This is a genomic window from Niastella sp. (assembly GCF_045805085.1).
In the GTDB taxonomy this organism is placed as follows: domain Bacteria; phylum Bacteroidota; class Bacteroidia; order Chitinophagales; family Chitinophagaceae; genus Niastella.
Window position 1 is genome coordinate 37,397 of sequence record NZ_JBJMLX010000433.1, and the last position, 13,154, is coordinate 50,550.

Sequence of the window (13,154 nt, forward strand, 5' to 3'; positions counted from 1 at the left end):
ATTGCCAATTTGTTTTGGGTTCTCTACAAGCTCAGGCAAATAACATGAATAATAAAACTTGTGTAATTCTAGCCGGGCCCACGGCCGTGGGCAAAACGGCTGCCGCTATTGAAGTAGCCCGCCATTTTAATACAGAGATCATATCTGCCGACTCCCGGCAATGTTTTAAGGAAATGGATATTGGCGTTGCCAAACCTTCTCCGGAAGAACTGAAACAGGTACACCACTATTTTATCAGCACCCATAGTATTCACGACAACGTAAATGCCGCTGTATTTGAACAATACGCTTTAAACGCCATTGATAAAATATTTCAGCAGCACAATGTGGCCGTTGTTACCGGTGGCACTGGTTTGTATATAAAAGCATTTTGTGAGGGGCTCGATGATATGCCGCCTTTATCGCCCGAAATCCGCACGGGCATTCAGGAACAATATCAGCAAAACGGGCTTGCCTGGTTGCAACAACAGGTACAGGAACAGGACCCCTTGTTTTATTCAACGGGAGAAATACAAAACCCCCAGCGATTGATGCGGGCGCTGGAAGTTAAACAGGCCACGGGCCAGTCTATACGTACCTTTCAGCAACAAAAAAAAGTTACCCGTCCTTTCAACATAATCAAACTGGGACTTGAATTGCCCAAACCCGAATTGCATGCACGCATTAATGCGCGGGTAGATGGTATGATAAAGCAGGGCTTAAAAGAGGAAGCTGAAAAGTTATATCCGTTCAGCCAGTGCAACGCCTTGCAAACTGTAGGCTATAAAGAATTCTTTGATTACTTCGGTGGAGAAGAAGGCGACCCGGTTGAGAAAATTAAAGTGAATACCAGGCATTATGCGAAACGCCAGATGACGTGGTTCAGGAAGGATACCGCCATACAGTGGTTCACTCCCCATGCAGTAAGCGAAATTATTGATACTATTGAAAGGTCAACAGCGTTGACCCGTTAATAAATGACTTAAAAACAGATCCCGCCTCCGCTAAGCTGAGACATTCCGATAATGAAGTAATGTAAGTGGTCTGCAGAGAATTACTCTTTTAAAAAACCTTGAATCCAAGGGTCAGCAGAATTTGCCCGATCTGGCTTTTAACATCAGCGTAAACGTTTTGTTGTGGTGGTGGTAACCGGTAAGGGAAATTGGAATCAGTGGTTAGGCTATGTACGTATGTAAGATCGATGAATATGCCTTTATTGCGATAGCCCAAACCAGCGCTTACATTTGTTTTTCCTGCTTTTACGGGATTGTTTTCATACGGATTGCCATAGTGAGCAAAACCCAAACGGCCCATAATGGTATTGAATTTTATTTCCATGCCAAACCGGAAATTGAGGGCACTTTTGTACAGTTGCTTAACGGTTGAGTTCACCTGGCTGTAATATGAATTATCATCACTTTCTTCTGCCGCACTAAAACGCGAAGATCCATAGGTTACATATTCAATATCAGCTGTAATAAATCCGCGTTGCTGGGAAACATCTTCCACTCCGTTAATTATATACGCACCACTTACCATGAATTTCCAGGGTGATGAAAAGTCGTATTTACTAACGGGCGTTTCAGCGTAGTAATCGGAAGTAACGGAATCAACAGGGAAACCACTGATCAGTTTTTCATGGTCCGTTACCATTTTACTGGTTACGTTATCTTTCAAACCGTAAATAGTAGGGGTATGAACGGCCAATCCAATTCTCAGTGGCTCTATGGGTTTAAAAATGGCGCCCAGTTTTAAATTTATACCAGCACCGGTAGTGGTAAGCTTTTCTTCATACCGGTAGTAATTGAAATTGTTGTTGTCATCATTGGTAGGGTCCGACTCCTTGTATTCTGTACGGCGTTCATACTTTACAATGGGAATACCAATGCTGCCGCCCAAATAGAATTTGTCTTGCAGATTACCCGCAAAACCGACTGCAATTTCGGTAATGCCGCCTTTGGTTGAGATCCTGTTCTCCTGATTGATGGAATTAAGGTATTCAGGTCTGCCCACTATCTGCTTTATGCCGCCAATGGTAGCTGTATCTATTAAGTAGGTATAAATAGCCATTTTAGTAGGCAGTGACAGTTTATCAGAACCATAAGTGTCGTTGAGATTTACGCCCGATTTGGAAAACTCATCTGCGTACACTTCAGAACCAGAGCTGTAATCGTTATTTCCCTTGTAGTAAATATTGTTATTGAAGTTGGCTGCCCGGTTAACAGCAATGCTGAAGGCCTTACTAACCCATTGCCGGCCCGGATCGGAGGTAGCCGATACAAAACCGGTGGTGCTCATATTGAACCGGTTTACATTGTTACTACGCACACCTGATCCGCGATAGTCGCCATCGCTGTGTCCAATGGTAAAACCCGGTGTAAGAACTATTTCACTAACTTTAAAAAAGCCTAAACCGGCCGGGTTTACGAATGTTGACGTTATTTCACCGCCTAGTGAACCTATAGCGCCGCCTATTGCCTGGCTACGGGCCGTTCCGGATGGTACATTCCAACTCATTCGTATTACATCTTCGGGTAACTGTGACATTGCCTGCGAGCCAATCAAAGTAAGAAAAGCTATCGAAAGGGTGTACTTCATGGTGCGTTATTATAAAATCGGAAAACGGCAGAGGGCAGAAGGCAAAGGGCAGAGATAGCCCTATTCTCTATTATAACTGCCAGTTTTCACACTTACTAATAGAAAAAGCGATTTAGTCTGTAGTAAAAGATCACACTACAGTTATTATTAGCAATACTGATTTTCTGTTTTTAATGCTTTCATTTTGCAAGGACCTTTGGCAATAGCGGAGGGTCAATCTCTGCCTTCTGCCCTTTGTCCTCTGCCTCGTCCGCCGAAGCTTTAGCGTAGGCGGGCTTTCTAGTGAGCCCGGCTTGGTCTGCTACCACCGCCCGTGCTGCCACCACCACCACTGCCGCCGCCATATGAACCACCAGAAGAAGGTGAGTAAGTTCTTACCGGTGCTGATGGCGTATAAGTAGGGGAAGAGGAACGCTGGGTAGGCGAGTAATAGCTGTCATTGCTCCTGCGCAGTCCACCAGATGTATTACCATTGTTATTGCTGGTATTATACCGTCCATTCTGGTTTGTATAAATGGGTCTGTTGGTGCTTGTGTTGCGGATATTATAATTCCCATTGGTATAGCTGCTCATGTTGAAATTACGTACTGCTCTATACGCCACGGGGTTGCCTTTAGCGCCACCTACAATTATGCCGCCGGCATAGGGATTATAGTAGCTGTTCCAGTAGTAGTAACTGTTAAAGTAGGGGTTGAATGCGTTAATTGCCCAGGGATTGTAATAACCATACGCATAAGGCATTCCAATTCCGTAACCGCCGTAAAATCCACTACCATAGCCGCCATAAAATGAAGACCCATAGAAGGAGGAATAGGGCGTATATGGGCTATAGGCTCCGTAATAACCACCATTGTATTGCCAGTCGTTATAGCTGTCGAACGTGTTCCACCGGCTTCCATATTGCCGCATCCGAAGGTAATTGTCGTCGGGGTTTGTGTTTGTATTATTATCGTAACGGCCATAGTCGCTGTTGCCCTTTCTGGGATTGTTAACCGTCAGATAGGAATCGTCAGCAGAGTGGCCCGGTGAATAATATACATCATCCGGCGTTTGTCCGCTGCGGTAAACCGAGCAGCTTGATAAAGCGGCCATTGCCAGAATTACAGGGAGTATATTTAGGAACCTCATAGTAATGGTTTTAACGTTTTACAATGGTAAATGCTACTTTTGCGTTTTTCCCAATTAAAGGTACAATAAAAAGCCAGTAATTTATTGTAAGCCGAATGTTAAAGTTTATCGATAAAAGGCTTGATAATGAGGACCATAAACAAATAAAACATGAGCAAAGAGATCACCAGCCGGAGCACAGACTATTCGCAATGGTACAACGACCTGGTTATTAAAGGCAGCCTGGCCGATTATTCGGCTGTAAGAGGCTGTATGGTAATAAAACCTTATGGGTTTTCCCTGTGGGAGAATATGCGCGATACCCTTGATAAAATGTTCAAGGATACCGGCCATGTGAACGCCTATTTTCCGCTGTTCGTTCCCAAAAGCCTGTTTGAAGCCGAGGAAAAGAACGCCGAAGGGTTTGCCAAAGAGTGTGCGGTGGTAACGCATTACCGGTTAAAGGCTGATCCTTCCAAAAAGGGCGCTCTGATGGTTGATCCCGAAGCCAAACTGGAAGAAGAGCTGGTGGTTCGCCCAACCAGTGAGGCCATCATCTGGAATACTTACAAAAACTGGATCCAGTCATATCGCGATCTGCCGCTGCTCATTAACCAATGGGCCAATGTGGTTCGCTGGGAAATGCGCACCCGTTTGTTTTTGCGCACAGCCGAATTCTTATGGCAGGAAGGGCATACCGCCCATGCCACCGCCAAAGAAGCAGTGGAAGAAACCGTTCAAATGCTGAACGTGTACGCCGATTTTGTGGAGAACTGGATGGCATTACCGGTTATTAAAGGGGTAAAAACAGAGAACGAACGTTTTGCCGGCGCCCTGGATACTTATTGCATCGAGGCCCTGATGCAGGATGGCAAAGCCCTGCAGGCCGGTACATCGCACTTTCTGGGACAGAATTTTGCCAAGGCATTTGATGTGAAGTTCTCTGATAAAGACAATAAACTCGATTACGTGTGGGCTACCAGCTGGGGTGTAAGCACCCGCCTGATTGGCGCCCTCGTAATGGCGCATAGTGATGATGATGGTTTGATCCTGCCACCAAGGATCGCGCCGCTGCAGGTAGTGATCGTTCCCATTTATAAAGGGGAAGAACAAAAAGCAAAAATCGACGAGAAGGTGCTGGAACTGGTAAAACAACTGAAGGCCCTGGGCGTACGCGTAAAATACGACGATAACGACAACAGCCGCCCCGGTTGGAAGTTTGCCGAATACGAAATGAAAGGGGTACCGGTTCGTGTTGCCCTGGGTTTACGCGACCTGGAAAACAATACGGTGGAACTGGCCCGTCGCGATACCAAGGAAAAACAAAGCGTTTCCATGGATGGATTGCCTGAGCGCATTGTACAATTGCTCGCTGAAATTCAGCAGGCCATTTACAACAAAGCTTTGGCATATCGCGATTCACACATCACAACGGTAAATTCCTGGGATGAATTTGTAAGCACCCTGAACGAAAAAGGCGGCTTTATTTCTGCTTTCTGGGATGGCACTTCTGAAACGGAAGATGCGATAAAAGAAAAAACAAAAGCTACCATTCGTTGTATTCCTTTGGATAACCCACAGGAAGAAGGCGTTTGTGTTTTCTCAGGCAAACCCGCCAAACAACGGGTACTGTTTGCACAGGCTTATTAATTGAATTCTTACTATAGCATTAAAGTCCCCCTCCCTGCCTCCTCCGCCAACTGGCGGAGAGGTTGGTGGGGGGCTTCGTTTATTTTCATATCTTGTTGTATCATCCCTAAAGGAATTCGTTAACCAAAAACGCAAAAAATGGAGCCCTACAATCAATCAGCTTCAGTACCCAATGAAAATTTGTTTGAACTGCAGGTCGATCAGCAAAGCATCGGCTACCTGAGTGAAACTGCCCGTTGGGCCAAGTTTTTATCTATTGTGGGATTTGTGGTGTGTGGGTTCATAGTAATTTTTGCCCTGTTTTTCGGCAGTATCATGTCTGTCATCAGCAAGATGGGCAGCGGTAGTGATTCATTCAGTAGCAGCACCCTGGCAATTGGCAACTATGCTTTTTCCATAGTGTATATAATAATCGCTTTACTATACTTCTTCCCCTGTTTGTACCTGTTTAATTTTTCATCGAAAATGCAAACGGCCCTGCGTAATAACGATCAAATAAACCTGAATGCAGCCTTGGGTAACCTCAAAAGCTGTTTCAAGTTTGTGGGTATCCTTACTATTGTTGTTTTGTCGTTTTACCTGCTGGGAACTATCGTAGTGGTGTCGGTAGCATCATTGATGAGGTAGGGCAATACCTACGAACTACAGCTTCTTAATTAGCAGAATAATAGTTATAATCCTTCAGCAATGTTTGTAAGAACTCCAAACTGTCCTGGTCGCTGGTCATTTTTAGTTTTGATTGAATGCGATAGGCGATCTTGATCGACAGGTCGTAGTCGTTTCGCTTTTTCACGGTTTCAATGATATTTTTTAGCGTATTGATGTCGCGGTCGCTCAGCTGCATTACCTGGGGATAACGGGGTTGATAAGTTGATTCCACTTCGGTGAATACGGTATCCTGCCAGGAAGTGCGTTTTTTAAGATCGATTAAAATGGTGCCGGCCACCAGGTCGCCCACGCGTTGCTATTTGGGCGTGGCAATAACTCAGATCAAACCGGCAAAAATAAACAACACCACCCACCAGGTAGAATAACCCGTGAGGGTTCCCGCGAATAATAAAATGGGAAAATCAATGATGCGGAATAACCAGCGAATGAGGTACTGGCTTATAGAAGGTTCGCCGCCCTGCATGGTCATCACTTTTATTTGCATCACCATTTTACCAACGCTCTGCCCGTTCATCATGATCTCGGAAACGAGGTGGTAAAAAATAAAAGGCAGCAGGTACAATACCACACCCCACATTTGCGAGTCCCAGTCCATGCTTACCAGTCCGTTCAGGAGCTTGGCGCCCAAATACAGGTAAGTGCCCTGGATGGTAACATCGATCAGCCAGGCAAAAAAACGCCGGTGAAAAGGGCTCAACGCAAATTCCACTTCTATATTAAATCCAGTATCTAATTTAACTAACAGCATATTATAAATGTTCCGGTTACAAGTTACAGCTTACAGCAGGAATTCCAAAGCGGACCCTGAAAACAGCAACCTGCATTAAATTTTCTCCCTTTTAGGGGGGAGAGGTATAAGAATTATCTGTTTACCAACGTTATAACGTTCAAAATTTTACTATTATATTTACTTGTGCCATTTAATTTGGGCCTGAATAGGTAGATTTGAAACAATAAAAATACGTCTGAGTGAGAGAAGGACTATTTATAAAGAAAAATATCGATAAGTGGCGGAAGTATCAATATGAAGAAACCACCGATCCTGATGAAATGGCGCAACAGTTCACCGAACTGGTGAATGACCTCGGGTACTCCAAAACTTTTTACCCGCATAGCAAGGTAACCCAGTATCTGAACGACCTGGCCTCCCGCATTTACCTGAGCATTTACAGGAACAAACGGGAAGAAACCTCCCGCATTGGTCATTTTTTTAAAACGGAATTACCACTCACCGTTCGCAAGCACCACCGTGAAATATTGTATGCATTTCTCATATTCGTTGGTTTTGCAATTATGGCCGCCTTTTCGGCAGCCCATGACGAAACGTTTGTAAGAGGCGTATTGGGCGACGGGTATATTGAAATGACCGAGGCCAATATTTCCAAAGGCGATCCTTTTGGCGTATACCGGCATACAAAGGCTGTGAATATGTTCGCTTACATTGCACTGAATAATATCTATGTCTCATTCCGGGTTTTTGTATGGGGCCTGTTCCTGGGACTGGGCAGTGTTAAAGAATTGTTCACGAATGGCGTAATGGTAGGCGCTTTTCAATATTATTTTTTTGCGAAACACCTGGGCTGGTCCTCCGTGCTGGTGATCTGGTGCCATGGTACGCTGGAGATCTCCGCCATCATTTTGTCGGGCGCAGCCGGTTTAATAGTAGGCAATAGCATTTTATTCCCTGGTTCCCATAAAAGATTGCATTCACTGATGCAGGGGGCAAAAGACGGGTTGAAAATAATGATCGCGCTGGTACCAATACTACTGGTAGCAGCCTTTCTGGAGGGTTTTGTAACCCGGTATTCCTACTATTCCATGCCGCGTTTGATAAGCATATTGATCCTGGCGGCCTCATTTATTTTTATTATGTGGTATTTTGTATGGTATCCCATACAGGTACAACGTAAAACAAAAGCCGAAAAAGCAGTTGAATAAATTATTTGCCCTGTCAATGAATGTTGTTGCATCATACCGGTTGTTGATCCCCGCTGTAAAAAACCTCAGGTTAATAGCGTGCATGGTTACATTGCTGGCCTGTTCCCCATTGTTACAGGCACAAACCAATGAAGAAACTGATACAGCACTTATAGAACCGCCCGTGGCAGACACGGCTTATGATATTGGTACCAATAATATCGATACCAAAATAGGCACCACCAGGCTGCCCGAACCGCTTCAATACCGCGCCGTTCCCGATTCTACCGTGCGCCGGTATAAAAATCAAAAAGATTTCGAATATGCCAATGACCCTGCCTATTGGGACCTTGAGCACGAACAGGAACTCAAACGTAAACGCGAACAGGAAGAACGGGAGTGGGAGCGGAGGCAAAAAGAGGGAGCGCAGGAAAAAAAAGGCTTCTGGGATCATTTCAACAATTTCTTCTCCAGTGATGCCACCCGCATCATTACCTATTTTGTACTGGGATTATTTTTCCTGTTTGTTATCTACCGCATCATGGTAGTGAACAAGCTGTCCCTGTTCTATACTTCCCAAAAAACAAAAGTGAGTGATGGCGGAGAAGAGGTTGATATCGAGGATGAAAATCTGGATGAAAAGGTCAGGAGAGCCGCGGAGGCCGGCGACCACCGCCAGGCCGTTCGATTTATGTACCTGAAAACCCTGCAGCTGTTGAACGAAAGACAATGGATCAAATACCATGTAGATGCCACGAATTATGAGTATGTGCTTCAGATGAGCAAACATAAACTGGGCAACGACTTTAGTTTTTTAACCCGCATCTACGATTATGTGTGGTATGGCGAGTTTACCCTTACCCGGGAACAATTTGATATAGTGTATAATAATTTCAGCCACTTTTACAACGCCGTGTAATCTTGAAACCAATAATACGATATCGATCTTTACTATTACTGATGGCGTTTGTTGCGCTGACAGCCGCTTGTGGCTCCGGTGGTAAAACCATGAACAAACGGGTAACGCTGTGGCGTACCGATAAAATACCCTACGGTACTTATTATGCGTATGAGAACCTGCGCCATCTATTTCCTAATTCCAACGTTGTTGTCAATAAAAGATCGCCCGACCGGTACAGATCGTACAGCGTGAAAACAGACAAAGACGATGAAGAGGATAATACTGCCACCAGCTATGATGATCCCAGTGTAAATTACATCATCATTACAAACCAGGTGATACCCGATGAAAGCGAGGTGAATGCCTTGTTGAACCTGGTAGGTAAAGGACAGCACATCTTTATCTCGGCCTTCACTATCAGCGAAAGTCTGCTGGACAGTTTGCATTTGAAACCTGCATTTTACACCAGTTTATTCAATTCCGAAGATTCGTTAACCGTAAGTGTCAATCATCCCGAAACAAACGATTTCTTATCGTTCACCTATCCCGGTAAGGCACTGGATAATTATTTTATCAAGGTTGATTCCAACATTACCAATATCCTGGGAAGGGACAAATACGGGCGCCCCAATTTCGTACAGTTTAATTACGATGGCGGTGGGTCCCTGTTGATTAACCTGGCGCCGATGGCGTTTACCAATTTCTTTTTATTACACAAGAATAACAAAGCCTATTACGATAATGCATTGTCGTACCTGCCGAAAAACAGCACGGTGATCCGGTGGGATGAGTATTTCCGGTATCATACCGCGGGTAGTGGCAATGGATCAGACGGGAATGGAAAAGGTTTATTTTCCACGCTCGGCTGGATCAACAAGCAACAGGGCCTCAAAAGCGCTTTGCCGTTGTTATTGTTGCTGATGCTAATCATTTACCTGTTTGAAAGTAAACGTAAACAACGCATCATCCCGGTTATTATACCCCTGAAAAATGCCTCGGTAGATTTTGTGAAAACAGTAGGCCGGTTGTATTTTCAACGGCATGATAACAAGAACCTGGCGCTTAAAATGACCGTGCATTTCCAGGATCATGTGCGCGGCCGCTATGGCATTCGTGCCGCCCTGAACGATCCGGAATTTGAAAAAAAGCTGGCCTGGAAAACAGGCTACAATGTCAATAATCTGACGAACCTGTTATTTTTTATGAATTCGTTGCAGGAGATGCATGATGTAAGCGATGCAGCCCTGCTTGAGTTTAACCGTAAATTGGAGCACTTTTATAAATACGCATAATACATGGAAAACTTTTTCGATGTTAGAACCGATCTCAGCGCGCTGCAGCAATCGGTACAGACCTTAAAGCAGGAAATTGGCAAAGTGATCGTTGGCCAGGAGCAGATGGTGGAACTTTTACTGGCGGCTGTTTTAGCCGACGGACATGTACTTATTGAAGGCGTGCCTGGTGTGGCTAAAACCCTTACTGCCAAATTGCTGAGCAAAAGCATTTCGGTTGGTTTTTCACGTATCCAGTTCACTCCCGATATGATGCCCAGTGATGTAATTGGTACCACCATTTTCAATCCAAAGGATTCTACTTTTCAGTTTAATAAAGGCCCCATCTTCAGCAATATCGTGCTTATAGATGAGATCAACCGCGCCCCGGCCAAAACCCAGGCAGCCTTGTTTGAAGTAATGGAAGAGCGGCAGATAACCGTTGACGGACACTCGTACCAGTTATCGGTGCCGTTTATGGTGGTGGCCACGCAAAATCCTATTGAGCAGGAAGGTACCTATCATTTACCCGAAGCGCAGTTAGACCGCTTTTTGTTTAAAATAAATGTGTCGTACCCTACGGCCGAGCAGGAGTTCAGGATCGTGCTGCAACATCATCAGCAGAACCTGAATGAAATGATCAGCCAGGTATCAACGGTGCTTTCTTCTACCCAGGTAACGGAATTGCGCAAACAGGTGCGTTCTATTCATGTGGAAGAAAAATTGATCAACTTTATAACGGCTATTGTTGCCAATACCCGCAATCATAAGTCGATCTACCTGGGCGCATCGCCCCGGGCATCCATCGGTATTTTAAATGCCGCCAAAGCGCTGGCTTCCATGCGAGGCCGCGATTTTGTTACACCCGATGATATCATTTATGTGATCCCGCCGGTATTGCGTCACCGTATTGTATTAACACCGGAGAAGGAAATGGAAGGGGCTTCTACTGATGATGTGATTCAGCAGATAGTAGCCAGCATTGAGGTACCGAGGTAAGTTGATCAGTTGACGAGTTGACCAGGAGGCAAGTTGATAGGGTTGACGGAGTTGATAGGGTTAACAAGTTAACAAGTTGACGAGTTAACAGGTTGACTATAATCGCGAGGCCAAAATTGCCGATTGCCGATTGCCGATTGCCGATTGCCGATTGCCGATTGCCGATTCACGAAAAAAGCACCTGAAAACCACAATACATCACTTAAGTACCAATGAATCTTTATAAGCGATACATACTTCCCTTGTTCTTCGGCCGGCGATTTTACTGGTCGTTTGTAGCAGTAATATTATTGTTTGTACTGTCGTATAACTGGCCGGTGCTGTACCCGGTGGCGCGGGTGTGCCTTTGGTTTTTCATAACCATGGTAGTGCTGGATTATATTCTGTTGTTCCTGCGCCGGGAAGGATTGCTGATACAACGGATTGTAAGCGACCGGTTCAGCAATGGCGATAATAATAAGGTAAAATTGCTTATTACCAACAAGTTTCATTTTCGTATTCGCATCAAGGTCATTGACGAAATTCCGGTGCAGTTTCAGCAGCGTGATTTTTCGGTTGATGCCGCGCTGGACAGTGATGAATCGAAAAATATTGCCTACGATCTGCGTCCGGTTGAACGGGGCGAATACATTTTTAACGATACCAATGTATTTGTAAAAAGCCCATTACAATTGGTGGTGCGTCGTATAAGGAGCGAGGGAGAGCAGATGGTAAAAGTATTGCCCTCGTATTTGCCCCTGCGCCAGTTTGAGTTAATGGCTTATAGCAATAACCTGGCCGAAGCGGGCAGCCGCAAGATCCGTAAAATAGGCCATAGCCTTGAGTTTGAACAGATCAAGGAATATGTTACCGGCGACGATATCCGCAGCATAAACTGGAAGGCTACCGCCCGCAAAGGCGGTCAGCTGATGGTGAATAACTATACTGATGAACGCAGCCAGTCGATCTATTGCATCATCGACAAAGGCCGGGTTATGAAAATGCCTTTCGAAGGCATGACGCTGTTGGATTACGCCATCAATGCCACCCTGATATTATCGCGCGTGGCGCTGATAAAACAGGATCGGGCAGGGCTGGTGACCTTTGCCGAGAACATCGGTCATTTTTTACCAGCCGACCGCAAAGCCTCGCAAATGGGGCATATCCTGGAAACCCTGTACAACCAGCAAACAAAATTCCTCGAAAGCGATTTTGAAAAACTGTATGCGCATCTGCGCACCCGCGTTTCGCAGCGCAGCCTCATTGTGTTGTTTACCAATTTTGAGTCGTTATCGGGTTTGCAACGGCAGTTGCCCTACATCAGGCATATTGCCCGCAATCACCTGGTGCTGGTAGTGTTTTTTGAAAATACCGAATTGCGCCAGCTGACCGATGAACCGGCCACCGATATTGAAACGCTGTACACCAAAACCATTGCAGAAAAATTCGTGTATGAAAAACGGTTGATCGTAAAGGAACTGCAGCAACACGGCATTTTCACCATTCTTACTGCACCGCAAAATCTCACTATTAATACGGTTAATAAATACCTTGAATTGAAGGCCCGGCAGGCGATCTGAGATGTAGACGGCACTACAGGGTATGCGATGGAAGTATTTAATAAAGGCAGGCTGAAGATGAGCGCCAGTGTTTTAAACCTCCGAAATGATAACTACCTGGCGCCCATTTGGGACATAGCATCTCCCGATAATCCGAAATGGAAATATATGATCCCGTTACGCTTTGACAATAAAGTTATTCTTAGAAATTTTAAAAAATTTTGTTATGAAGCTGATATTATTAAGCATTTCTCTTTTTGCTCTGTCTTTTTCAGATCATATAAGAACGCCAAAAGATATATCAACTTCCATTGAACTGAAGATAAAAAAACTGGGTCCCTTGAAAAAAAACAGTAAAGACATCCCGGTTGAAATGTTCGTAATAAACAGAAATACATTTCCTGTTTACCTGAACAATCCTTCCTGCTGGGGGGCTACACTTCCTGTAATAACATACAATGGTGTTAACGTGTCGCCTGCCATAAAAGTTAGAGTTAATTCCAGTTGCGCTAAAGAGCTTGTTCC

General features: G+C 44.8%; 13 protein-coding genes. 9 read left to right on the forward strand and 4 right to left on the reverse strand.

Translation table 11 applies throughout. From position 1 onward, the window contains the following. Positions 1 to 44 precede the first annotated feature (44 nt). Entirely contained in the window at positions 45 to 953 is a 909-nt protein-coding gene (gene miaA, locus ACJ751_RS22780; RefSeq protein WP_407747833.1) for a tRNA (adenosine(37)-N6)-dimethylallyltransferase MiaA, read from the forward strand. An 88-nt stretch (positions 954 to 1,041) separates the two neighbouring features. Here miaA and ACJ751_RS22785 read toward each other — a convergent pair whose 3' ends face one another. Further along, a complete protein-coding gene (locus ACJ751_RS22785; RefSeq protein WP_407747834.1) occupies positions 1,042 to 2,577 on the reverse strand; it encodes an OmpP1/FadL family transporter in 1,536 nt (511 codons plus the stop codon). A gap of 279 nt (positions 2,578 to 2,856) precedes the next feature. Further along, positions 2,857 to 3,705 carry a hypothetical protein gene (locus ACJ751_RS22790; protein ID WP_407747835.1) on the reverse strand — a complete coding sequence of 283 codons (849 nt, stop codon included), beginning with the start codon at positions 3,703 to 3,705 and terminating at the stop codon, positions 2,857 to 2,859. 150 nt (positions 3,706 to 3,855) lie between these two features. On the opposite strand from ACJ751_RS22790, the gene proS reads away from it, so the two are divergent. Further along, entirely contained in the window at positions 3,856 to 5,334 is a 1,479-nt protein-coding gene (proS, locus tag ACJ751_RS22795) for a proline--tRNA ligase (protein ID WP_407747836.1), read from the forward strand. Positions 5,335 to 5,472: 138 nt separating this feature from the next. Then, positions 5,473 to 5,961: a DUF5362 family protein gene (locus ACJ751_RS22800; protein ID WP_407747837.1), complete on the forward strand. Its 489-nt coding sequence runs from the start codon at positions 5,473 to 5,475 to the stop codon at positions 5,959 to 5,961. Positions 5,962 to 5,986: 25 nt separating this feature from the next. On the opposite strand, the gene ACJ751_RS22805 is transcribed toward ACJ751_RS22800, so the two are convergent. Together ACJ751_RS22805 and ACJ751_RS22810 are read right to left on the reverse strand one after the other, a co-directional pair. After that, positions 5,987 to 6,292, reverse strand: coding sequence for a hypothetical protein (locus ACJ751_RS22805; protein WP_407747838.1), 306 nt, complete (start codon positions 6,290 to 6,292; stop codon positions 5,987 to 5,989). Positions 6,293 to 6,319: 27 nt separating this feature from the next. Further along, entirely contained in the window at positions 6,320 to 6,751 is a 432-nt protein-coding gene (locus tag ACJ751_RS22810; RefSeq protein WP_407747839.1) for an RDD family protein, read from the reverse strand. Positions 6,752 to 6,972: 221 nt separating this feature from the next. Here ACJ751_RS22810 and ACJ751_RS22815 point away from each other — a divergent pair, with 221 nt between their 5' ends. From ACJ751_RS22815 to ACJ751_RS22840, 6 genes are all read left to right on the forward strand, one after another. Next, complete coding sequence (locus ACJ751_RS22815) at positions 6,973 to 7,941, forward strand: stage II sporulation protein M (RefSeq protein ID WP_407747840.1); 969 nt, start codon at positions 6,973 to 6,975, stop codon at positions 7,939 to 7,941. 16 nt (positions 7,942 to 7,957) lie between these two features. Continuing rightward, positions 7,958 to 8,839, forward strand: coding sequence for a DUF4129 domain-containing protein (locus ACJ751_RS22820; RefSeq protein ID WP_407747841.1), 882 nt, complete (start codon positions 7,958 to 7,960; stop codon positions 8,837 to 8,839). Positions 8,840 to 8,880: 41 nt separating this feature from the next. Further along, positions 8,881 to 10,113, forward strand: coding sequence for a DUF4350 domain-containing protein (locus tag ACJ751_RS22825; protein WP_407747842.1), 1,233 nt, complete (start codon positions 8,881 to 8,883; stop codon positions 10,111 to 10,113). A 3-nt stretch (positions 10,114 to 10,116) separates the two neighbouring features. Further along, a complete protein-coding gene (locus ACJ751_RS22830; protein ID WP_407747843.1) occupies positions 10,117 to 11,091 on the forward strand; it encodes an AAA family ATPase in 975 nt (324 codons plus the stop codon). A 212-nt stretch (positions 11,092 to 11,303) separates the two neighbouring features. Continuing rightward, positions 11,304 to 12,650 (forward strand): DUF58 domain-containing protein, encoded by a 1,347-nt coding sequence (locus ACJ751_RS22835; RefSeq protein WP_407747844.1) that lies wholly within the window; start codon positions 11,304 to 11,306, stop codon positions 12,648 to 12,650. A gap of 205 nt (positions 12,651 to 12,855) precedes the next feature. Continuing rightward, positions 12,856 to 13,154 (forward strand): hypothetical protein (locus ACJ751_RS22840; RefSeq protein WP_407747845.1); only part of this gene is annotated, 299 nt, incomplete at its 3' end.

Excerpts from the sequence above, each read along its gene's own strand:
- ACJ751_RS22820 (WP_407747841.1), top strand. The coding sequence starts at position 7,958 with ATGAATGTTGTTGCATCATACCGGTTGTTGATCCCCGCTGTAAAAAAC.
- ACJ751_RS22810 (WP_407747839.1), bottom strand. The coding sequence starts at position 6,751 with ATGCTGTTAGTTAAATTAGATACTGGATTTAATATAGAAGTGGAATTT.
- ACJ751_RS22800 (WP_407747837.1), top strand. The coding sequence starts at position 5,473 with ATGGAGCCCTACAATCAATCAGCTTCAGTACCCAATGAAAATTTGTTT.
- ACJ751_RS22785 (WP_407747834.1), bottom strand. The coding sequence starts at position 2,577 with ATGAAGTACACCCTTTCGATAGCTTTTCTTACTTTGATTGGCTCGCAG.
- ACJ751_RS22830 (WP_407747843.1), top strand. The coding sequence starts at position 10,117 with ATGGAAAACTTTTTCGATGTTAGAACCGATCTCAGCGCGCTGCAGCAA.
- ACJ751_RS22835 (WP_407747844.1), top strand. The coding sequence starts at position 11,304 with ATGAATCTTTATAAGCGATACATACTTCCCTTGTTCTTCGGCCGGCGA.
- miaA (WP_407747833.1), top strand. The coding sequence starts at position 45 with ATGAATAATAAAACTTGTGTAATTCTAGCCGGGCCCACGGCCGTGGGC.
- ACJ751_RS22790 (WP_407747835.1), bottom strand. The coding sequence starts at position 3,705 with ATGAGGTTCCTAAATATACTCCCTGTAATTCTGGCAATGGCCGCTTTA.
- proS (WP_407747836.1), top strand. The coding sequence starts at position 3,856 with ATGAGCAAAGAGATCACCAGCCGGAGCACAGACTATTCGCAATGGTAC.
- ACJ751_RS22825 (WP_407747842.1), top strand. The coding sequence starts at position 8,881 with ATGGCGTTTGTTGCGCTGACAGCCGCTTGTGGCTCCGGTGGTAAAACC.